Origin of the sequence: Clostridium sp. HGF2 (assembly GCF_964240115.1) — a bacterium.
Lineage (GTDB): Bacteria > Bacillota_I > Bacilli_A > Erysipelotrichales > Erysipelotrichaceae > Clostridium_AQ > Clostridium_AQ innocuum.
In genome coordinates this window covers 187,846-210,135 of sequence record NZ_CAXSSO010000007.1, presented here as the reverse complement: position 1 = coordinate 210,135, position 22,290 = coordinate 187,846, and the positions used below count along the sequence as shown (strand labels likewise).

Genomic DNA, 22,290 nt, shown 5'->3' with positions numbered 1-22,290 from the left:
AAGCACAAATGAAATAGAAAAACAGAATCAATAAAAGGGCAGAAGGCCAGCAAAACTCGAAGGCCCTCTGTATCTTTTTATAAATCATGATGCAAAAGCAGACTCAAATCGTAAAGCCATAGGTCAAAGGGTCATTCTCATCGATCACATATACTGCCTTCCCCGTGATATAGGCACTGCCTGTAATCATCGGTTGAATACCACGATAGTGTCCGATAACATCCTCCGCTTCATACCGTCCATAAAATTTTGCTCCGGTAAAGCTTTCATTCACAAAAATTTCGTTTGCAGTTAAGTTTCCTTTCGCATGCAAATATGCCAGCTTTGCACTTGTTCCTGTCCCACATGGTGAGCGATCGACCTGACCTTCCTCGGCAATAACGATATTCTTCTGTTTCTTTTCTCCAGTAGCTACATAATATTCAGCATTTACAACGCGTGTGATTGCAAGTGAGGGATGCTTTATCTCATATTGCTTATTCAGCTGAGCCAGCAGTTTCCTTGTAAAGGGTATCAGAAACTCAATATCCTTTGCATCCAGCTGCAATGAAAGCTGTGCAGCATCAAACAAAGCAAAGAACGTACCGCCAAAAGAAATCGCAACCCTATATTCCTTGCCATCTACCCTTACCTTTACCTCATCAGCAAACAGAAATGAAGGAACATTACGCAAGGTAACCTCCTGCGCTTTTTTATTCTCCACCCTTACACTTGCGCATATAGTTCCTGATGGCGTATCCATCACAACCTCTGTATACGGTTCGCACACAGGTACAAGCCCTGCCTCCACCGCATACATAGCACAACCGATGGACGCATGCCCGCACATATTCACCCATCTCTTCGCATCCATAAAAACAACACCGAATGCAGATGCTGTCTGCTCTGCAGGTAGAATAAGCGCCCCAACCATATCCTTATGTCCCCTTGGCTCACACATCAAGGCACGGCGCAGATGGTCATACCGTTGTTCAAGGATCTCCTTTTTCTCCATCATTGTAATGCCCGGTATATCTGGAAAGCCAGAAGTGATAATGCGGGTAGGTTCTCCCAATGTATGCGTTTCAACCGTTGTAAAAACAATTTTCTGCATATCCCTCTCCCCTACAGATGCACTACTCAATGCAGCTACCGTTTGTCTGAATGATTTTCTGATAATGATAGAAGGAATCCTTTCTGATTCTTTTCAGGCTTCCCTTCCCCTGATCATCCATATCTACATAAATAAACCCATAGCGCTTTTTCATTTCACCGGTAGATGCACTAACCAGATCAATGGGTCCCCACCACGTATACCCAAGCAAATCAACACCATCCTCCAAAGCATCCCGCATTGCGGACACATGTTCATTCAGATACTGGATACGATAAGGATCATGAACCTTTCCATCCTCACTTACCTCATCAATTGCGCCTAAGCCGTTTTCAGCGATAAACACCGGAATATGATATCTTCCATACAACTCATTCAGCATCCAGCGAAGCCCCTGCGGATCAAACACCCAGCCCCAGTCAGATTTTTTCAGATACGGATTGGCGACCCCCAAAGAGAAATTACCTGCAGTTGTTTCATGATGCTCATCCACTGCATGACAGCCGGATGTATAGTAGCTGAATGCCAGAAAATCGATCGTCCCTTTTTTCAAAATACACTTGTCCTCCTCGGTGATTCCAAGTGCTTCTATATCGACACCCTTGCCTTTCAGATAATGTCTGCTGGCATAGGAATATTCTCCGCGTACCATCACGTCCCCACAATACCAGAGACGGTTCATGCTTTGCTGTGCTTCAATGACATTCACGGGATTACAGGAATATGGATAATGCGCATCCCCCGCAACCATGGAACCGATTTGAAAGTCTGGATTGATGTCATGACCTGCCTGTACAGCCAGCGCACTGGCGATAAACTGATGATGCAGAGCCGTAAAGCGTTTCGTCATTTTATCTGCAGACAAAGACTCCTCACTCGCATGTGCAATATCCAAATATCGGGTTCCGTTAGAAAGAATCCCACCGGTATATATATCGCCAAAATAATTTGTCATCATATTGATTTCATTAAACGTGATCCAATACTTCACTTCATCCTGATACTCTTTGAAAATCGTTTTACAGTACGTGACAAAGGCAGGAATCGTCTTTCTGCTTAGCCATCCATCCTGTTTCAATGCCAGTGCCAGCGGTACATCGTGATGAGAAATGGTAACCAACGGCTCGATATCATATTTTTTGCACTCCTGAAATATTTTATGATAGAATGCAAGACCAGCAGGATTCGGCACCTCATCATCACCGTTGGGAAAGATTCTTACCCAGGAAATCGACATGCGGTATACCTTAAATCCCATTTCCGCAAACAACGCGATATCTTCCTTGTAATGATGATAATGATCAATAGCTGTCGCTGCCGGATAATAACAATCCTTTTCAACCGGTGTAAATTCTCTTGGGATTTCTCGACTTCCCGCTGTCAGCAAATCAGTGACCGCAAAGCCTTTTCCATCCTCTTTCCAGGCTCCCTCACACTGATAGGCGGAAGTTGCCCCTCCCCACAAAAAATTTTCCGGAAACTGTATCTTATGCATGCTGTGTTCTCCTTTCTATTAGCATTTCAACACCCTTTTTTAATCGATTCAGACCTTCGCTGAGAATTTCCATACTGGTGGCAAGACAAATACGAACATGCCCCTCCGACTCATCACCGAAGTATTGGTGTCCTCCCGGTACAATCGCCAGCTGCACTTCCTCTTTCAGAAATTCGACAAATTCAGCTCCTGTAACATGCAGCTCCTGAATATCTACATACAGCAGGAATGTCGCCTGTGGTCTGTAGGCATGTAAGCCCGGAATATGTTCATTGATAAACGCCACTGCATAATCCCGGTTTTTTGTGATATGCTTTAAAAATGCCGCACGCCATTCTTGCGTTTCTTCCATAGCCGCAATCGCGGCAATCTGCGATAGTGAGGTAGCACCACCCGCAGTAGACAGCACATCGGAAGCATCAACCAGCTTCTGGAATTTTTCATCATCGTTCGCATAAACGCAGCCAATTCTCAATCCGGCAAGACCAAAGCTCTTAGAGAACCCAAATACAGACAATACGCGTTTACAGCGCTCCTCGCCTAAACAATAAATGCTGTTGAACTGTGCATCGGGATACAGGATATCCGACCATATTTCATCGTTCATAATCAGTAGATCATGTTTCTCACACAATCGCATGATTGCCTCCAGCTCCTCCTTCGTATAGACAAGACCGTATGGGTTATGCGGATTACACAATCCAATCATTTTGGTTCTCTCGCTTATGCACTCCTCCAGTCTTGAAAGATCCATTTTCCTATTCTCCGTATCAAGCTTTGCTGCGTAGCTGATTGGAGTTGCTCCAGCCGCTAAACAGGATTCCCGGAAAAGGAAATCGCAGGGATCAAAGACAATCATTTCATCTCCAGGCTTCAAAAAAGCCTTCGCCACGATGAACATCGCTCTTGCTGCACTGTCTACCGCCAGTACCTGCTCCGCTTTGATTTCCTCCCCCTTTGTTTCCTTCACATAATTTGAAAATGCCTGATTAAACGCAGGCAGGCCCAGTTTCGGTGTATAGGAGAAATAGCCTTCCTCCACGTACGCAAGCAATGCCTGTTTAATTGCCGGAGCACATGGGTAATCCATATCGGCAGCAGTGAGTGGGATAGTTCCATCCGCTACCTCCGCCCAGCGCAGATTGTATGCTTTCTTTTTTAATATATCGAGCTTAATGTTGCTGTTATCAAAGTAATTCATATCGTTCCTCCAATCCTAAAATTTTTGGCAGAAAACTCTGCCAAAAATTCCGGTTCTATTTTTCCAATTTCTTAAACCGCTCATCAATTGCTTCGCAGATATCCACGAGCTGCTGTGCGATGTTGATTTCACTGCATACGGTCATACACGTATCCTGTGCATGTGTGAATAAAATCGAATACTCAATTTCTTCTCCATTTGATTCCGCCTGCAGAGAGGCTGTCTGTGATTGGTGCGCAGCCACAATATTTTCATTTGCATCCAAAAGCTGCTGCTTTGCACGTTCTATATCAAAGGTTTTTAAAGACTTTAATGCCTCTGCTGTTTTTAAGCGGGCATCGCCGGCATGCAGGATGATCTGCATTGCCGCCTGCGCATTTTCTAATTTCATATGATCTCCCTTTCCTTTCTGTTTTCCAGCTCTTCTTTGTACTGCTGTTTTTCAAATACCCTAAAGAATGGCATCCAAATCAGCCAGGATACAGCAAACAATGCAATTACCAGAATAACCCCGGACATACTGTTCGTTGTCAGATAGCCTTGTACGATATTTGGAAGATACCACATCTGCATAGGTGCACTCGGAATAGGAACAAGGCCGATGCGCATAACAAGATACATAAGACTTGGAATAATAATTGAATTAAGGCACAGTGGAATCATAAGGATCGGATTCCATACAACAGGAGCACCAAACACAATTGGCTCATTGATATTGAAGATTGCAGGGAAGATACAAACGCGCCCGATGGATTTCAGTTTTTTTACTTTTGAACGCATACACATCAGAACCAATGCAAGCGTACACCCCTGTCCACCGATATAGGTGATTCCCATTACCGTTTCCATAAGGTTAATACTTGACGCCGCCTGTCCTGCCGCAACCGCAGCCATATTGGCATCCATACCCTCCATCCAGATTGCCCATGCGATGGGGAACAGAATCCAGGTAAAGCCAAAGGAATACAGGAAGCAGGTGAAGAAACAAATCATAACAAGACCAAGCCAGGTCTGTCCAAAGGAAGAAATCGGTGCAAACAAGCCACGGATAAACAGTGGTAAATCAAATCCGGTGCTCATAATAAATAAACCGATGGCCAGTGTGATTGTTACAGGAACAAGTGCATCCATCCATGCCACAACCATATCCGGCATAACCGTATCCTCCTTAAACATAGAGTGCCTAGAAGCAAAATTAAAAATCCATGCTGTAAAAACGGATGTCACAACTGCTGTCAGCATACCCCCTGTTCCAATTTTATCCATGATGAAATTCATCGTACCGGTTTCTCCATCTATGACCGGAAGTGTGATGATAAAGAAGAGAGCAAGACTGGTCAGCATCGCAGAAATTTTCAATTTCTCATTCCCTCTTTTTTCCAGTACCTTCATCGGTACCAGAATAGCCAGAAATACTGCAATCAAGCCAAAGGAATATGTATTCAGCATGGAGATATCCGGAATCCAGCTCATCACCTCAAAGTTACGGAATACACCGACAATTGAGGAAACTGAACCGATCATAATCATTGGCAGTATACTCATGATGGATTGTTGTATTGCGGATATATAAATATTCTGTGTAAGCTTATCCAGTTTAGGAGCCAGTGATTTGGTAATCCATCCCATAAAGCCCTTCACCGATTCCTCCGAGGTCTCACTGCTCTGCGTTGGTTTTTCCTCTTTTACAGAGATTTCTTCGACAGGCTTTTTTACTTCCCGCAACGCATCCAATGCCTGCTTCAGCGTAGCAGCTCCATCAATACTTCCATACGCATCCTTGTCAATAAAGGCAAACGGAATATTAAACTTTTTTAAATCCTTTTCGAGCGCTTCCCTTTTAAACGCTAGATGAGGACCAAACATGACAAGATCTGTCCCCTGTAAATTGTTCATCATTTCTGCTTCACTTCGTGCAATTATTTCAAAATTTTCAATTCCCTGTTCTTTTGCGGCTTTTCGCATTGCCTGCGCCATAAAACCACTGGACGCACCTGCTCCGCACATTAACAAAATTTTCATAAGTTCTCTCCTTGTTATTTACACGCAATAACTTCTAATTCAAACAATGCCTGTTTCGGAAGCTCCTTCACGGATACACAGGATCTTGCCGGATAATTTCCTACAAAATACTCAGCATAAATTTCATTTACCACAGCAAAATTCTCCATTTCTGTCAAGTAGCATGTCGTCTTTACAACATCCCTCATTTCATAGCCGGCCTTTTCCAAAATCGCCTTCACATTTTCAAGTGATTGTCTTGCCTGTTCAGCAATATCCCCGCTCACGATCACCCCCTGCCCGGGTTCTATCGGAAGCTGTCCGGATACAAACAACAAATTGCCATTCGTGACTGCCTGTGAATAGGGGCCGATTGCAGCAGGTGCGCTATCGGCATCAATAATTTTGTTCATTCCTTTCTCCTTTCTAATGAAATATTTTTTACTCCTATACTATAATACATTATTTTATTTTAGTCAATAAAATAATTATCATTTGTTAGATGAATTATATTTTAAGATTACAAAACTTTAGCAGTATTAAGCAATTTTCGCATTTATTTAGTTTACTTAATGAATTTTTTTGAAATTGTTTTGAATAAATGAAATTAGTACGCTATAATAGACAGCGAAGGGAGTGGAGGATACCATGAAACCACAAGAAGTTCAATTAACCCTGATTGATAAGATGATTCTGCAAAGCTACCGCTCAATGGTTGAAGGTCTGGGCAACTATTTGGGAGAGGCCTATGAAATCGTGCTTCATAGTCTGGAGGACTTTCAGCACTCCGTCATTTATATCAACCATGGTGAGCATACCGGCAGAAAGGTCGGTGCCCCGATTACAGATAAGGCCTTAGACTTTCTCATCAGGTTCAGTGAGAACAGCTCGAAACAGGAAACCTATTATTCGGTCAATGCAAAGGGAGAACCTCTGAAAAGCACAACGATTGCCATCAAAGGAGAAAATGACCGCATTATCGGTTTATTGTGTATGAATTTTTATATGAATATCAGTTTTTATGATTTCATTCATACGTTCGTACAAAAAGAAACTCTCACAGCAGAAAACGATTCCGCAACAGAAACCTTTGCCAGTAATGTAGATGATATGATTACATCAACATTAAATACCGTAAAAGAGAGGATATACAATGACCCTGCTATAAGCTCGTCAAATAAAAACAAAGAAATTATTTATGACCTGTATAATAAAGGAATTTTCCAAATCAAGGACGCTGTTACAGTTATCGCTAAGCTTTTGAACATTTCAAAAAACACGGTGTATTTGCATTTGCGAAAATGCAGCAATCATAAATTCTGATATCATATGAATACCAGCATATAACAAAAAAGCTATTTCACTTAAACTTTTATCGTGAAATAGCTTTTCTTCATACTGAAGGATTCTATAAGTACGAGCATTCATAACAATCGCACAAATGCACAGCGAACAATTGGTATTCACACAAGGAATGCTGGTCCTATGATTGCCTGAACCTTCTTATCGTATTGTCGGATTAATTTTTCTGGATACCTGCAAATCAATGGCATAGGGAAGCTGTACCAGCTCTACCCCCGCACTGCGCAGCATCCGCTTGCTGGCAATCGTCCCTTCTGTATGTGCATACTTATCGGACTCATACACAATACGGCTGATTCCGCTCTGTATGATCGCCTTTGCGCACTCATTGCATGGAAACAGCGACACATAAATACTGCATCCTTTTAAATCATGCTTGCTGTTTAAAATCGCATTCAGCTCCGCATGCACGACATAGGGATATTTGGTGTTACCGAAATCCCCTTCCCGATCCCATGGAAACTCATCATCGCTGCAGCCGTTTGGAAATCCGTTATAGCCGATACTGACAACACGATGCTCACTGCTGACAATGACAGCCCCCACCTGTGTGGAAGGATCCTTGCTCCGTTTGGCACTCAGGTGCGCCAGTCCCATGAAATATTCATCCCAAGTTAGTACATCTTCCCGTTTCATTAAATACCTCCTATTTTTTCATACTGCTGATGAAAATGCTCCTGCAGATATTCTGCATAGGCATTGAGCGGTGTATGACGGTAAACACGGATTATGGCTTCATCCAAATGCCGATCCAGCGGTGCAACCGTATCCACAGCAGCACCATAGGCAAACAGACTTGCCGCATACAGAACAAGCGCCAGACAGGCATGCTGCTTCATACCGGATTCACTCTGTCTGCCATGCATCCATAAGCCGTACAGAATTCCGCACAGAATCCCCGCAATACAGGCGATAAAGGACACCGAGGGCACCAGTGCGAGTACGGCCAGAATTGCCATACTGTTATACAGCGGAATACGCAGTAGTGGATGTCGCAGTGTATGCGACAGCAGCTGACTGGTGAGAAAGGCTGCCGCCACACCAAAGATCCCGGCGCTCATACCAGTCGCAATCCCGTTAGGTGCCGCAATCAGCTGTGCAGCATTCCCCAATATCACAGAGGAAAGAAAAACCGCCAGATACCAGCCTCTTCCCAAACGCTGTTCACACAGCTTTCCGGTCGCATACAGGGCATACAGGCTGATGACGAAATGAACAACACCGTTATGTACAAAGCCGCCGCTGAGAATACGCCAGTATTCATGCGCCGCAACAATACTCATCTTATAGTAACCGCCGACAGCCACGGTGGCACTTTCCATATTACCGTCCAGATAGGCCAGTAGATATTCTAGTACGAGAAATATCGTACAAATCGCCATAATAGCAATTGTGCAGCGTGGAATACTTTTCTTACGCGCTTTTTTTATGAAATCCTGCTGCTGCTTCAGCTCTGCCTCTTCCACCTGAGCCATGAGTGTACTGCTTTCCTTATCCGGATCTGCCACGCGATGCACGACACGGTCAATGCCATGAAAGACGCTGGTCAGCTGCGGTTCACTGAGGGCTGAAGGAGTGATGCAAATCTGTGTCAGAAACGCATTGTGCACCGGACTGGATTGCGGATTGGTATTCAAAATCAGCATCGGTCCCTCTCTGTGCATCAGATTGAGTATGATGCGGTGAACGTTGCGCACATAATCCGTGTCCGCAAAGGTTCCGGCATTGCCGCTGGATGAAATGCGGATCACCGGATATACCTGATGATTTTCATTCATCAGCCACAGATCATCCTTGTGCTGCTGAACCCTTACAATGCGATAATGCTGTTGTACGACCAGGTAATGCAGCAGCTGATAGGCAAACAAATCATATTCACTAATCTGCATCCAGTCACCTCGATTCCTGTCGCAGTTCTTCCAGTATGTCCGCAAACTGCTTCGGCAGCTCTGCTTCCACTGTCATCACTTCCCCCGTTCTCGGATGCTGAAAGGTAAGCTGGTGCGCATGCAGGAGTTGTCCGTTTGTCTGCATGGTCTTGCGATAGCTGTATTTCTCATCCCCCACTACCGGATGTCCGATATACTGCATATGAACACGTATCTGATGCGTTCGTCCGGTTTCCAGACGACATTCTACCAGGGTATAATTTTCAAATCGCTCGATCACCTGGAAATGTGTACGCGCATCCTTTGAGTTGGTTGCCGTTACCGCCATCTTCTGGCGATCCTTCACATCCCGTCCTATCGGCGCGTCAATGGTACCGAAATCATGCTGAATCACACCGTGTACCAGCGCATAATACAAACGGTTCACTGTCTTGCTTTGCAGCTGTTTGGACAATGACGCATGGGCGAGATCATTTTTAGCGACAATCAGCAGTCCCGTTGTATCCTTATCAATGCGATGCACGATTCCCGGACGCAGTGTACCATTGATTCCGGAAAGATCCTTACAGTGATACAGCAGTCCGTTGACAAGTGTCCCGCTTTGATTTCCTGCAGCAGGATGCACGACAATATTTTTTGGCTTATTGATGACGATCACATCTTCATCCTCATATCGCACGTCCAGCTCCATTTTTTCCGGACAGGCTTCCATTTCCATTTCATCATTGAATACGGCCGTAATGCAATCGTCTGCCTTCACCTTATAATTTGCCTTCACCGCATTCTGATTGACCAGAATGCTTCCCTCAGCCAGCAGCGCCTGCACCCGGCTGCGGGATAAATCCTCCTGTTCACTGATGTATTTATCAATGCGAGCCCCTGCATCCTCTGCAGCGGCGATAATCTTTATTTCGCGCATATCCTACGACCTCCATATGTTTCCAGAACCATTGATAAAACAATGAGCCCTACACCGACACAAAGTGATATGTCAGCGACGTTGAATACCGGAAAATCATATCCGAAGATAATGAAATCCAGAAAATCACGAACATACTGGAAAATAAGACGATCAATAAAATTTCCCAGTGTACCGGCAATCATCAATACCACACCAATGCGTGTCAGTCTGTCCCTGTGATCTGTAGTACGGTAAAAATACAGCATGCCAATCAGAAAAACAATGGAAATCAGATAAAAGAAAACCATCTTTCCTTCCAGCATGCTCCAGGCTGCCCCTGTATTGTGCAGATACGTAATTCTGAAAAATCCCGGAATTACGTCAAAGCTCTCATCTATTTGCATGGACGTCTGTACGCCCCACTTGCTCAGCTGATCCAGCAGTAGTACTGCCGCCATCATCAGAATATGCTTAGCCTTCATGCGATTCACCTTTCCTTATATGTTCTGTGGGCTATCCTTTAAAAAGCACACAAAACAGTATCGTATCATATTATAACAAAAAAAACCGCCATTGGCGATTTTTATGTGTACTTTTTATTTCGAATCACGGTAATTAGGAAAGTTTATAAATAAGGAGGATGAACTCGACACGTTCATACAAAGATTCTGAATAAAAAGTCCATTGGCAGATTCTTATGAAATCTGCTTACAGTATACCACGAAGAAACCATACTTTCAACACATTTTTCAATTTTTATTCATTTTATTTCTGAAAATATTTTCACAGATTCAACAATTCATGTATGAGCTTCCATCCGTCATCATCCAGCAAAAAATCGTCATTGATACATACATAGGTATCATCACGGATGAACAACACCTCATACTCTCCCTTATACATGGTGACCCCCTGTGTCTTTATCGGCTCACCATATCCCCTGCACATCTGCTCCATTCCATCCTCACTTTGATAACGGCGCTTCGTCCAATCCCTGAAAAACCCATCGCGGATGCGATACCAATCAATATACAAATTCTTATCCGCTGCATCCTCTTTCTCGCTGTAGGCACTGAAGGACATATGCTCGCTCAGTATGGAAGATTCGCTGTAGCTGTCCAGAGTCAGACCTGCGGTATTTACATGCTGCAGGACAAAATCCGATAACCTTGTCTGTTCCATCGGCTTTTGAAACGAAAGCGAATCATAGGTGCTGGTAAGTGTGATATTCACGCCTATCGCAAAGGTTACCCAAAGCAGTGCTATACTGCCAATCACCTTGAATCCCATTGGATATCTGGTTTTCCAAAAACGGTAAATGAGCCAGCCGAAGACCAGAAAGATCACAGTGAATGCGATCACATAAAGAACATTGACTGTGAACAAAGAGCCGATCAGCATACAGATCAGCAGCACTACACTGCCATACACGATTCTTGACTGCCGAAGCAGCATTTTTGAAGAGGTCATATTCCTTCTGCGCACAAGCCATATAAAGTAAGGGAGAAGATGGATCAGCCATGTAATATTCAATGCGGCCATCAAAAGAAAATTCTGAAACTGGGAACCATCGGCGTACATGCTCCAAAGAAGTCCGTGATAGCTTTGCAGCAACAGCAGTACATACAGCGCCCATGATATGAAAAGCCATACAGCTGTCTTGTGCATACTCACATTCATGATACGGCGATCCTCCTGTGTTCCCTCTCGCAAGGTAAGGTTAGGATCATCGCAGCGATACACCATGAGCGGGCCATTTGATCCGACAAACGTATACCCGAATTCTTCAACAAAGGTGCGATACTTATGGGCATCCGCTGTTTCTGAATCCGGTATAATCATGGAGTAATCCTTTGTATAGTCCACAAGGTAATACTCCTTCTGTGAAGCATCCGCCTCAAATGTGAGCCAGCAGGAGCGGTCCCCTTTTAAGCTTACCAGCTTCCAGCCCTTCTCCGCCATGTCATTCAGATATGCCTGTAAAGCCGGGTATTCAAACGGATATACAATCAGCCATACATGTTTCTTCCTTCGTTTCATGATGCCGCCTCCTTTTCACTGCTTTGCTTTTCAATCCATACTTCCCCATCCTGCAGCATGGTTTTCAAGCGCCTGTATTCCTGCATCAGCATTTCCTTTCCTTTTTCTGTAATCAGATAGAACCGTTTCCTGCCATCCGATTCCGTTTCCCGAATCATATCTTCATTTTCAAACTTCGACAGCATGGTATATAGGGTTCCCGGTACCAGGTGTACTCTTCCCCTGGTCAGCTTCAGAACAAACTCTGTAATCTCCATCCCGCAGCGTGCCTGAAGCAGCGCAATCAGCGTATAGTACATTGGCTCTGTCAATGTTTCCAGCTGTTTCTTCGGCACAGCACCACCTCCAATATCGTTTAACGATATATCTCTGTTACCATTATATTATCGTTTAACGATATTGTCAATACGATTAGAAAATTACAGAGGTAGAAAGTGTTGCTTTTCAGCATGTGAACGGAACTAAACAGATAACTTTGAAACTCGCGAAGGTCTCAGCTTCAGACGCTTCCATCGAGCTTGGATTTTGATAACGGCGAAGCAACAAGCTTCAACATGGATTTCTTATATAAGCAGCTGTACTTGCTTTATCTCCTACACTGCTGTGCTTTGTACATGCCGCAGGTCGAACCATCCTTCCGTAACTTGTCACGCTGCAGCAGCCATGCTATACTACGTTTAACACAACATGATGAAAAGGAGAACACCTATGAAAAAACTTAAAAGCATACCCGGCAAATGGATGCTGTCCATCATGCTTGCCCTGCTTCTCACCACATGCTACTTCATCCTAAACAGCAGGGCTTCCCTGCTAGAACAAAAGGAGCAACTTGTACAGCAGGAACAAATGCTGATTGCACAGGAGGAAGCAGGAATTCCCATTCGCACACAGCATGTTTCTCCTGCATCTGTTCAGTTGGGACTGCTTATCTGTGGAACATCCCCTTTGGCATTTTGTAGGTCTGCTTTCTAATTTTATACATTGTCCGCTACCTTGCATAGCTTTCTTTTTACGGAAGCTGCATTGTAGATTATACGAAAGCATGCTATACTGAAGCCATAAGGAAGTGTGATAACATGAAGCTAAATGAAGCAAGACTCCATGCAACGCCGGAATGCTGCGACACCTGCATGGAGTAAACAAGTCGCAGCATTTGCCGGCTTTGCATCCTGAACAGAATTGTAAAGGAGGAGCCTGCATGAAATATGTAAATGCCCGTACTATTTTACCAATTGACCTGGTGGAGGAGCTACAGAAGTATATACAGGCAGGATACATTTATATTCCTGCTGCCGGAAAGAAAAAACGCTGGGGAGAGCGCAGCGGCTATCGAACCGAGCTGCATCTGCGAAATGAAGGCATCCGGCAACGCTATGTGTCCGGCTGCACGATTGAGGAGCTTTCCACTCAGTATGCATTATCGGCACATGCGATTAAGAAAATCATTTATCAAAAATCATAAGAATGCTGCGGCATTCTTTTTTCTACAAAACAGGTCTGTACGGTTTTGTGGCTTGCCGCATACGCATCTCTTCCCGTACAATGAACAGGTAAGAAGGAGAACAAACATGAATAAACATCTGATTTATCCACGCAGCGGTGATCCAAATACCGTCTATATCAAAAATATCATAACCCGACCGGAAATTACGGCAGGTGATTTTTCGATGTACAATGACCACGCACGAGATCCCCGTGATTTTGAAAAGCATAACGTTTTATACCAGTACCCTGTCAACCGCGATCGCCTGATCATCGGTAAATTCTGTTCCATCGCCTGCGGTGCAAAATTTTTATTTAATAGTGCGAATCATGCACTGCAGTCCCTGTCAACCTATCCCTTCCCCATTTTTTTCGAAGAGTGGCAGCTAAAGCCGGAGAATGTGCAAGATGCATGGGATAATAAGGGAGATATCGTAATTGGCAATGATGTATGGATCGGATACGAAGCAGTGATTCTAGCCGGTGTTACCATCGGTGACGGTGCCATTATCGGAACGCGGGCTCTTGTCACAAGGGATGTTGCCCCCTATACCATCGTCGGCGGTATGCCTGCCAGAGAAATACGGCGGCGCTTTCCCGAAGAAACCATAGCAGAGCTGCTTGCCCTGAAATGGTGGGACTGGCCTGTCGAGCTTATCCAAAGCAATATAACGGCTTTACAACGTGGTGATATCCGACAATTAAGAGAAGCACAGAGCACCATATGAGGGTTTAAATTCCATATAAGAGCTAAAAAAAACGCGGCATTCTATGGTCCGCGTTTTTTCTATTACAATCCTATTCGTAGGTCACATGTACACGATCTCTTGCCTGTGAGGAGGATACAATAACAACGTTTTCTCTGTAATCCATTGTATAGACCTTGCGATGCTTCAAGCCGTCAAAAAAGGTATTCAGGAAATCCATGCCGTCATTGACACCCCATTCATGGTCATAGCGCTCTTCGATAACGATCGTATTCCCGCTCGTTTTCACCCGCACATCCGAAGCATACTCAACACGAACCTCATCCTTCATGCTCTCATCATATTTCCACTCATAACCCGTATAGTAATCATCCTCAAACACAATATTCAAATCCTGATTCTTCACACGGAAGGTTTGTGTCTTTACGGTATCAGAGCCGTAATAGGCGCTTCTTCCGTCCACAAATTCAAATTCCTTAATTTCAAATACCAGCATGGTTGTTCCAATCGCCATCATCGTAATACCGACTATCAGGGATATCAGAAATTTTTTCATATGCCTACCCCCTTCTCCATAAAACGCTGTACAGCAGTGATAGAAAGCCTCCGGTTGCCACCAATGCGCCAATAACGATAAAGTAGGCACCAAACAGGGTCAGTCCTTCAAAGCTGAGCACAATCATCGCACCCAGCGCACAGCACAATGCCACGATGATACCGACAAAAGGAATCATCATCAGACAGAAGAAGATTCGCATCAGAATCGTCGCAACACTTGTCACACCGCGTTCGATATGCTCCCCTTCATAGGAACGGCGATACTCTCTTCTGCGCGGCTCCTCATACATGCTCTCATCCTCATATTCATCAAATGAATCATCTGTTTCCTCACGCTGTGCAGCTCTTTCCTGATACTTCACATCATCATGCTCATCATATACCGTTTCCCGACGCGTGCTGCGATCATTTGTAAAGAAATGCACCGTCTTTTTGGCGTGATCAAAATCAAAATCAAAGCTTTCCTTAAAGTCTTCAAACACACTGGCACCGTCTCCGTTTTTCGAATGACTGCGATAACGGTTCAGTCGTTTTGTGCACAGGTTAACCAGCACTACAACAAAGATTGCCACATAGGCGACACCGATAATAAATTTCCAAATAGCAGCCAGCAGACTTCCGATTCCAAAGCCTGCCACGGAATGCAGCAGACTGCTTCCCAAAGAGGAAATCATGCGGAAGGGAATATGCAGAACAGCCAGCAGAATCAGTATCACAAGGATTTCGAATACAAGGCGTACGACATCATCCATCTGCAGGGAGGTGAAAGAGCCCAGAAACCGCTGAAAGCCGTTGAACAGATCATCCATAAAGCGGTTCAGCTTGGTATCAAAGGATCGGTTGACACGGTCCGTATTGATTTTATAAGCATCCAGAATATCATCCACCAGCTCATCGATATTACCGAAATCCTCGATTGCCTCTTCCTCCGTTTTTCCTTCCTTCATTTTCATTTCAATATGTGTGCGGTACTCATCAATGATATCTCGTCGTTCCCTTTCATTGATAACATCCAGCTTGCGATCCAGCAATCGCAGAAATTCATCTTTCGTCATCGATTTCACTCTCCTTTATAAATCTGCTGACCTGTTCATGGAATTCATTCCATTCCTGCAGCAGCTCCGTTGTCCTCGTTTTTCCATTCCCGGTTATGCGATAATATTTTCGCGGAGGTCCCTCTGTGGATTCACTGAGGTAGGTTTCAAAATAGTGCTCATTGGTCAGACGCTTCAGCAGCGGGTAGATGGTTCCCTCATTCACATTGATCACCTTACTGACCTCGGACACCAGCTCATATCCGTACATATCCTTTTTATATACGCAAAGCAGCACAATCAGTTCCAGAACACCCTTCTTGAATTGTGTGTTCACCAGCATCACCTCCACTATTATAATACATCTAGTACTTTGTATTGTCAAGTACTAAAATAAAAGTAATACTGTATATAACATAAATGAGAAAAACATACAGAAACAAGGTATGCTATAGATACTGTATTCTCCATTTTTCGGCATAATAAAAATACCCTGATAAAACGAAATCCAATTCCTGTCGCATTGTATTCGTTTTCCAGGGTTTGTTTTACAGGATGCATGTTATGATTGCTTACTTATCTGCCTGTGATGCAAGCCTTATAAGCAAGGAGCTTTTTTTGAAATTGCCGCTTGTCTTCTGCATCGTACAGGGCTGTTTTATTTATTCGTACTCCCAAAGCCGCCGTTACGCTGTTCCTGTGCAGCATCATCCTCACAGATTCCAAACGGAAGAAAAATCCCCTGTGCAAAGCCGTCGTTTGCGCGAAGCTGTACGATTTTCCCCTGCGTTGAATCATTCATCAGCTTAATGAAAATATGCCCTTCGTTGTCGCTTTCAAAATAGTCGCTGTCGATAATTCCTACTGTGTTGTTAAACTGCAAACGATAGGTAAAGCCCAGTGAACTGCGTGGAAACAGCTGCAGCACCCAGCCCTCCTGAATTTCCGCACGAATTCCGGTGGGTATTTTCAATGTTTCCCTCGGTTTCAGCGTAAATGCCGCCGGCGCGAAAAAATCGTAGCCTGCCGAGCCTCGAGTCGCACGTACAGGAAGCCTTAACTCCTCGTATATCCGCTGTATTTCTGTCGCCGTCACTTCGGGAAATGCTGCACTCCAGTCCTTCTCAAACTGCTGCATGCTCACCTTATGAAATTTTGCTATTCTCTCCATGTATACGACCTCCTTACACTCCTTTTTATTCTACCATAAAAACTACGCCGCTGTCCCTGATACACTCATAAATAATAGAGTAAAAAAGGTATGTAAATCATTCGCATATATCAAGCACAGATGAAATAAGGGATAGAAGTGCATTCCTATAATCACCAGTGAGCATTCTTTGTTTATTTAAACGTCGCCGTTGATATCAGCTTTCAAATTTCATTATACTTTTCAATTTCAAAAAGAAAATCCCATAGGCGTTTGACTCTATCCCTATAAATAATCCTGCGGTCTGCACAGAGCAGTCCTTGTCTTTAATCACTACTCAAGGCAAGCAGTAAAAATCTCCCCGCCGCAACTGTGCTTGCGCATACCGATTCCCTGCATTTAAAACAGGCGCAAACCATTGATTTGCGCCTGTATACCACATAGTATGCCGCTTTTAGTGTATGCTGATTATTTCATACTGCGCTGTATGCGCTCCTGACGATACTGAGAAGTGAACAGTTCATAATAATAGCCCTGCTTCGCCATCAGCTCCTCATGTGTTCCCTGCTCGATGATTACACCGTGCTGCAGCACTACAATAATATCAGCTGAAACAATCGTACTCAGACGGTGCGCAACAACAAAGCTTGTACGACCGTGCAGCAGCTGATCCATGGCATACTGGATCGCCTTTTCACTTTCCGTATCGATGGAGCTTGTCGCCTCATCCAAAATCACGATGGCAGGATCACATAGCATGGCTCTTGCAAAGGAAATGAGCTGCTTTTGTCCGGTTGACAAACGATCGCCACCCTCGCCGACTTCACTGTCATAGCCTTTTTCCATGCGGCTGATAAAATCATGTGCCTGAATAAGGCGGGCTACCTGCTCCACCTCTTCATCACTGGCATCACGGCGGCCATAGCGGATATTATCCCGTATGGTTCCACTGAACAGATTCGGCGTCTGCAATACATAACCGATATGGGAATGCAGCCATCCCACACTGCGTTCTCTTAAATTTTTGCCATCCATAAGGATACGTCCCGAGCATGGCTCATAGAAGCGACAGAGCAGATTGACAATGGTGCTTTTTCCGGAACCGGTTTCCCCCACCAGCGCTACCGTCTGTCCTTTTGCCACGTGCAAGCAGAAATCGCGCAGAACCGGCTCATTTTCATAATAATAGAAATTCACATGGTCAAATACGACATCTCCCTGAAGAGGTTCATAGGCTTCGCTATGTTCCTCTAACAGGGTTCCATAGCGCTCGATGACATCCGGATAATCCGTGATTTCAATTTCCTCCTCCAGCAATGCAACCACACGCTCCGCACTTGCCTGCGCCATTTGTATCTCCGCCAGCACACGGGCAATCTGCTTCAGCGGATCAAAGAACAGCTGGGCATAGTTGATAAACATCGCCAGTGTTCCGAACTGGATGGTTTTCAAAAGCACCTGTTCCCCGCCAACATACAGCAGCAGGGCGATGACAACAGCAGACAGCAGATATACGATCGGCTGAAAGATGGCATTGATTCGCAAGGCTCGCATGCTGTAGCGCTTCATGGCATCGGTTTTCTTTTCGAATTCATCATAATTCTGTTGCTCGATTCCCAGTGTTTTCGTTGTCTTGGCACCGTTGATGCCTTCCGCAAAGGAAGCGGTAATACGGGAATTGGCTTTCCTTGACTGCCGCTGTGCAGACAGAATGCGACGCTGAAAATACAGGGAAACAAACCAGAGCAGCGGAACTACCACCAATACACATAACGCCATCTGCCAATTAACAAGCAGCATGACTACACTGATTCCCAGCATGACGAAGATTCCCCATACCACATCGACAAAGGCCCATGCCAGCGTTTCTGCCAGACGTGCCGTATCCGAGGTGATTCTGGCCATTAGCCAGCCGTTTGCCGTACGGTCAAAGTAGGAAAAGGTCTGCTCCTGCAGCTTACGAAAGCATTTCTCCCTCAGATTTTTTCCGAAATCGCTCTCCACTCTTGCGGCCAGACGGAAAAACAGATATACCAGCAGACACTGTGCCAGTATCATCATGACATAAACAAGGATGAATACCGTTAGTGTATCTGCGCCTGTTCGATCATCGACATACGTATTCAGGGCATAGCGGTTCAGCAAAGGCATGATGACATCGGTAACCGCCAGAATGGTATTAAAGAAAATCAGTGGTATCACACTTTTTTTATGCTCCCACAGCAGCTGGAAAACCTTCTGCCAGGTACCGCGGTCAAATACATCACTCTCAAACTCCTGTTCCTTCATGATGCGCTGTGCCATATGCCTCACCTCCCTCCTTCTGAATTTCATAAATTCTGCGATATAAGCCGTCCTGCTTGATCAGCTCCTCATGCGTTCCCTCCTGTACCAGTCGTCCATGCTCTAAAACAAGGATACGATCGGCATTCTGTGCGGAAGCCACACGATGAGTGATCATGAGCATCGTCATGGAATAGCGGATATCCTGCAGGGCTTCCTGTATCATCGCATCCGTTTTCATATCCAGTGCAGACAGAGAATCATCAAACACCATGATCGGACTTTTCGCCAGCAGGGATCGTGCAATCGCCACACGCTGCTTCTGTCCCCCGGACAGGGTAACACCCTTTTCTCCAACCATTGTTTCATAGCCCTGATCAAACTCCTCGATATCATTGTGAATACAGGACATGCGGGCAGCCTCCACCACATCCTCCTTCATCGCATGATGATCGGACAGATGGATATTCTCATAAATCGTCTTGGAAAACAGAAACGGCTCCTGCAAAACGATCTGCACATGACGGCGCAGCCATGATTTGGCGATATCGCGCAGCTCCACACCGTTGATGGTTATGCTGCCCCGATCATAGTCATAGATGCCGCTCAGCAGATGCACCAGACTGGATTTTCCGCTCCCCGTCGGCCCCATGATGGCGATACGCTCCCCCTCATGGATGGTAAAGGACAGATCATGCAGCGTATGCCGACTTCCATCCTCATAACGAAAGCTTACATGATCGAAGCAGATATTTCCGCTGATGTCCGGTCGCAGTCCACTCTCCAGATCCTCCGCCTCCTCATTCAGCACCTCCTCGATTCGTGTGATGGAAACGCTGACCTTGCCAAGATCGGACAAAATCCTTCCAAGCTGACGCAGCGGCCACACAATGGTACTCTCATACATCAAAAACACAAAGAATGTGCCGACACTCAGCTCTCCCTGCAGTGCCATGCCGATTCCGAAAATGATCATGACCAGAATCTGCATCTGTCCCAGAAAATCCGTGCCGCTCCAAAACAGTGCCAGTGCATGCATCAAATCAAAATATTTCTTGCGATATGCATCATTCGCCTCTTCGAATTTATCAATTTCATGCTGCTCCTGATGAAACGCCTTTACTACGCGCATAGCATTCAGATTTTCCTGCAGCACGGTTGTCATGGAGCTTTCCGCAAGATCGCATTCCAGAAAAATCTTCTTCGCCTTGGAGAAAAACACATAGCTCGCTATCAGAATCAGCGGAATCAGTGCAATGGATACCAGCGTCAGCTTCACACTGCGGCTGAATAAAATCAGCGCTGCCAGAGTGACATTTAACATCGCAAACAGCATCTCGGAAAACTGATTGGCCAGAAATCTGCGCACTGTTTCGATATCTGAGGTGCTTCGCTGAATCAAATCCCCGCTGTCCCTGCTTTTATGATAGGAAAACGGCAGCTTCTGCAAATGGTCATATAAATCATTCCGCACATTCAGCGCCAATGTTTCCGCAACATTACCGGCATGCATACTTCTGCGGTTGATAGCAAAGGCAACCATAAGATAGCTTACCACCACCAGAACGGAGCCGATCCACAAATGGGACTGTAGAGCCTGCATACCGCCTGCCATATCCACCAGCTGCTGCAAAAAAGCATTTTCAAACGGTACTCCCTTAATGATATTGTCGATCATCCAGGAAATGATCAGCGGTGCAGCCAGCATAAATAGGGAATATATTGCCACATCCAGTAAAATCAGTACAAACTGATAACGGTACGGCCGTACATATCTCCATACAAATCGTATTTTTTTCATAATCCCCTTCCTCTCTATATACGAAAAAAATAGGCGGTAAGCCTATTTCCCGTCATGCTTTCACAAGCCCTGTGTCACGGGCACAGGAATCCTGCTTATCCCAGCTTTCTTGCGTATTCGCTCAGCGCCTCCGCAATCTGATCCGGGCAGGATGTCGGCTTCGCTCCGCAGCGAACCCCACGAAATGCATCCAGTACTTCACTTATCTTTTTATCTTTTATAATTCTGGAAATGCCCAATAGATTACCGGCACAGCCGCCAACGATGGTTACATTGCGAATGATATCGCCGTCCATTTCAAAACGCATTTCTCTTGAGCATACGCCCTTTGGTCTATATACAAATGTTTCCATAATTAAATTCCTCCTCAAATAATCGCAATCATTCTATGTGTATTCGTTTCATAACTGCTTTTGCGACATGTGCCACAAACAGTCCCGTCGGGATGCCCAGCAGAATCAATACCGGCAGGATCGCCTGCATAAAGAATTGCTGATAAATCAGCGTTACTGCAATCACCTGTCCAATGGCATGCGCACTGCTTCCCGCTACACTGACACCGTAAATACTCATCGGTGTTCTTCTGGCAAGGATACAGGCAAGTGTCGACAGCAGTACACCGCACATGGAAAGCCAGAAGCCGGTGCCAAACAGCATCCCTCTCAGCAAAGAGGCCAGCACGACCCGCATGAGGTTGACAGAGAGCATCACCTTGGCATCAAACAGATAATATGCGATCAGAGCGACAATATTGGCCAGACCCAGCTTGAATCCCGGCACCGGAACCGGCACGGGAATCATGGATTCGATCATATGAAAGAGAATACTGATAGCCGTCAGCATCGTGATCGTTGTCATCCTCTGTGTACGGCTCATCACTGTATCACCGTGTCCACATCATCACTGTCAGTATCGCTCGCCTCAATCTGGACGACGATATTGTTGGGCAGACACACAATCGGACGATTGGCATCCTCCACCCATCCCTGAATGGAACAGAGATGATAGGGACTGTTTTCCTTTTCCACACGAACCCTTTTATCCTTTACCTCCACCTGTACGTCACCGAGCGTTCCCTTCACGGTATACACATCGTTGAGCGCCAGACTCTTTCTGAGTATTTCACGATCCTTATAGCTGACAACAACTTCCTTATCCCGTCCTGCATCACGGTATGCACTCCAGACAAGGGGAACATACAGCAGACAGGCACAGATTGCGACGATCATAATAAATAGTTTATCTGCTTTATTCATAGATCCTCCAACATTCTTATATTATACCCGAGAGAAA

25 protein-coding genes are annotated in these 22,290 nt (G+C 45.0%); 4 read left to right on the top strand and 21 right to left on the bottom strand.

Annotation, left to right across the window (positions count from 1 at the left end; translation table 11 throughout):
• Positions 1 to 103: 103 nt before the first annotated feature.
• The 6 genes from ACESPQ_RS13770 to ACESPQ_RS13745 are packed head-to-tail and all read right to left on the bottom strand — an operon-like array spanning position 104 to position 6,203.
• Positions 104 to 1,093 carry a proline racemase family protein gene (locus tag ACESPQ_RS13770; protein ID WP_257272539.1) on the bottom strand — a complete coding sequence of 330 codons (990 nt, stop codon included), beginning with the start codon at positions 1,091 to 1,093 and terminating at the stop codon, positions 104 to 106.
• Between the two features lie 22 nt (positions 1,094 to 1,115).
• Positions 1,116 to 2,588: a glycoside hydrolase family 1 protein gene (locus ACESPQ_RS13765; protein ID WP_022300721.1), complete on the bottom strand. Its 1,473-nt coding sequence runs from the start codon at positions 2,586 to 2,588 to the stop codon at positions 1,116 to 1,118.
• Entirely contained in the window at positions 2,581 to 3,789 is a 1,209-nt protein-coding gene (locus ACESPQ_RS13760) for a pyridoxal phosphate-dependent aminotransferase (RefSeq protein ID WP_109770266.1), read from the bottom strand. The genes ACESPQ_RS13765 and ACESPQ_RS13760 overlap by 8 nt, the downstream gene beginning before the upstream one ends.
• A gap of 55 nt (positions 3,790 to 3,844) precedes the next feature.
• Positions 3,845 to 4,180 carry a PTS lactose/cellobiose transporter subunit IIA gene (locus ACESPQ_RS13755; RefSeq protein WP_109770268.1) on the bottom strand — a complete coding sequence of 112 codons (336 nt, stop codon included), beginning with the start codon at positions 4,178 to 4,180 and terminating at the stop codon, positions 3,845 to 3,847.
• Positions 4,177 to 5,811, bottom strand: a complete 1,635-nt coding sequence (locus ACESPQ_RS13750; protein WP_109770270.1) for a PTS transporter subunit EIIC — start codon at positions 5,809 to 5,811, stop codon at positions 4,177 to 4,179. Before ACESPQ_RS13750 ends, ACESPQ_RS13755 begins: the two co-directional genes overlap by 4 nt.
• Positions 5,812 to 5,825: 14 nt before the next feature.
• Complete coding sequence (locus tag ACESPQ_RS13745) at positions 5,826 to 6,203, bottom strand: RidA family protein (protein WP_002608775.1); 378 nt, start codon at positions 6,201 to 6,203, stop codon at positions 5,826 to 5,828.
• A gap of 235 nt (positions 6,204 to 6,438) precedes the next feature.
• Between ACESPQ_RS13745 and ACESPQ_RS13740 the strand changes: the two genes are divergently transcribed.
• Positions 6,439 to 7,113, top strand: coding sequence for a helix-turn-helix transcriptional regulator (locus tag ACESPQ_RS13740; protein ID WP_373144494.1), 675 nt, complete (start codon positions 6,439 to 6,441; stop codon positions 7,111 to 7,113).
• Between the two features lie 180 nt (positions 7,114 to 7,293).
• Here ACESPQ_RS13740 and ACESPQ_RS13735 read toward each other — a convergent pair whose 3' ends face one another.
• From ACESPQ_RS13735 to ACESPQ_RS13710, 6 genes are all read right to left on the bottom strand, one after another.
• On the bottom strand, positions 7,294 to 7,788 hold the full coding sequence (locus ACESPQ_RS13735) for a deoxycytidylate deaminase (protein ID WP_002608773.1): 495 nt from the start codon (positions 7,786 to 7,788) through the stop codon (positions 7,294 to 7,296).
• Positions 7,788 to 9,041, bottom strand: coding sequence for a rhomboid family intramembrane serine protease (locus ACESPQ_RS13730; RefSeq protein ID WP_373144493.1), 1,254 nt, complete (start codon positions 9,039 to 9,041; stop codon positions 7,788 to 7,790). Before ACESPQ_RS13730 ends, ACESPQ_RS13735 begins: the two co-directional genes overlap by 1 nt.
• 4 nt (positions 9,042 to 9,045) lie before the next feature.
• On the bottom strand, positions 9,046 to 9,960 hold the full coding sequence (locus tag ACESPQ_RS13725; protein WP_109770273.1) for an RluA family pseudouridine synthase: 915 nt from the start codon (positions 9,958 to 9,960) through the stop codon (positions 9,046 to 9,048).
• Positions 9,948 to 10,424, bottom strand: coding sequence for a signal peptidase II (gene lspA, locus ACESPQ_RS13720; RefSeq protein ID WP_109770275.1), 477 nt, complete (start codon positions 10,422 to 10,424; stop codon positions 9,948 to 9,950). Before lspA ends, ACESPQ_RS13725 begins: the two co-directional genes overlap by 13 nt.
• Positions 10,425 to 10,725: 301 nt before the next feature.
• Positions 10,726 to 11,982, bottom strand: coding sequence for a DUF2812 domain-containing protein (locus ACESPQ_RS13715; RefSeq protein ID WP_118002392.1), 1,257 nt, complete (start codon positions 11,980 to 11,982; stop codon positions 10,726 to 10,728).
• Positions 11,979 to 12,317, bottom strand: coding sequence for a PadR family transcriptional regulator (locus ACESPQ_RS13710; RefSeq protein ID WP_002608768.1), 339 nt, complete (start codon positions 12,315 to 12,317; stop codon positions 11,979 to 11,981). The genes ACESPQ_RS13715 and ACESPQ_RS13710 overlap by 4 nt, the downstream gene beginning before the upstream one ends.
• A gap of 373 nt (positions 12,318 to 12,690) precedes the next feature.
• Between ACESPQ_RS13710 and ACESPQ_RS13705 the strand changes: the two genes are divergently transcribed.
• The 3 genes from ACESPQ_RS13705 (at position 12,691) to ACESPQ_RS13695 (ending at position 14,192) form a co-directional block, all read left to right on the top strand.
• Positions 12,691 to 12,954 carry a hypothetical protein gene (locus ACESPQ_RS13705; protein WP_257333394.1) on the top strand — a complete coding sequence of 88 codons (264 nt, stop codon included), beginning with the start codon at positions 12,691 to 12,693 and terminating at the stop codon, positions 12,952 to 12,954.
• Positions 12,955 to 13,180: 226 nt separating this feature from the next.
• The gene (locus ACESPQ_RS13700; RefSeq protein WP_002608766.1) at positions 13,181 to 13,444 is read left to right on the top strand and encodes a CD3324 family protein; all 264 of its coding nucleotides are present in this window, start codon (positions 13,181 to 13,183) and stop codon (positions 13,442 to 13,444) included.
• A gap of 106 nt (positions 13,445 to 13,550) precedes the next feature.
• On the top strand, positions 13,551 to 14,192 hold the full coding sequence (locus ACESPQ_RS13695) for a CatB-related O-acetyltransferase (protein ID WP_257333393.1): 642 nt from the start codon (positions 13,551 to 13,553) through the stop codon (positions 14,190 to 14,192).
• Between the two features lie 70 nt (positions 14,193 to 14,262).
• Here ACESPQ_RS13695 and ACESPQ_RS13690 read toward each other — a convergent pair whose 3' ends face one another.
• From ACESPQ_RS13690 to ACESPQ_RS13650, 9 genes are all read right to left on the bottom strand, one after another.
• Complete coding sequence (locus tag ACESPQ_RS13690) at positions 14,263 to 14,727, bottom strand: hypothetical protein (protein ID WP_257335349.1); 465 nt, start codon at positions 14,725 to 14,727, stop codon at positions 14,263 to 14,265.
• A gap of 4 nt (positions 14,728 to 14,731) precedes the next feature.
• A complete protein-coding gene (locus ACESPQ_RS13685; protein ID WP_002608763.1) occupies positions 14,732 to 15,784 on the bottom strand; it encodes a DUF1700 domain-containing protein in 1,053 nt (350 codons plus the stop codon).
• Entirely contained in the window at positions 15,771 to 16,106 is a 336-nt protein-coding gene (locus tag ACESPQ_RS13680; protein WP_009588381.1) for a PadR family transcriptional regulator, read from the bottom strand. Before ACESPQ_RS13680 ends, ACESPQ_RS13685 begins: the two co-directional genes overlap by 14 nt.
• 315 nt (positions 16,107 to 16,421) lie before the next feature.
• The gene (locus ACESPQ_RS13675) at positions 16,422 to 16,934 is read right to left on the bottom strand and encodes a dUTP diphosphatase (protein ID WP_002608761.1); all 513 of its coding nucleotides are present in this window, start codon (positions 16,932 to 16,934) and stop codon (positions 16,422 to 16,424) included.
• Between the two features lie 447 nt (positions 16,935 to 17,381).
• Positions 17,382 to 19,217, bottom strand: a complete 1,836-nt coding sequence (locus ACESPQ_RS13670) for an ABC transporter ATP-binding protein (RefSeq protein ID WP_002608760.1) — start codon at positions 19,215 to 19,217, stop codon at positions 17,382 to 17,384.
• Positions 19,183 to 20,997, bottom strand: coding sequence for an ABC transporter ATP-binding protein (locus ACESPQ_RS13665; RefSeq protein ID WP_257271326.1), 1,815 nt, complete (start codon positions 20,995 to 20,997; stop codon positions 19,183 to 19,185). The genes ACESPQ_RS13670 and ACESPQ_RS13665 overlap by 35 nt, the downstream gene beginning before the upstream one ends.
• Before the next feature lie 95 nt (positions 20,998 to 21,092).
• A complete protein-coding gene (locus ACESPQ_RS13660; protein WP_002608758.1) occupies positions 21,093 to 21,350 on the bottom strand; it encodes a TIGR03905 family TSCPD domain-containing protein in 258 nt (85 codons plus the stop codon).
• A 28-nt stretch (positions 21,351 to 21,378) separates the two neighbouring features.
• A complete protein-coding gene (locus ACESPQ_RS13655; protein WP_257271325.1) occupies positions 21,379 to 21,873 on the bottom strand; it encodes a Gx transporter family protein in 495 nt (164 codons plus the stop codon).
• Complete coding sequence (locus ACESPQ_RS13650) at positions 21,873 to 22,253, bottom strand: NusG domain II-containing protein (RefSeq protein WP_002608756.1); 381 nt, start codon at positions 22,251 to 22,253, stop codon at positions 21,873 to 21,875. The genes ACESPQ_RS13655 and ACESPQ_RS13650 overlap by 1 nt, the downstream gene beginning before the upstream one ends.
• Between the last annotated feature and the right edge of the window lie 37 nt (positions 22,254 to 22,290).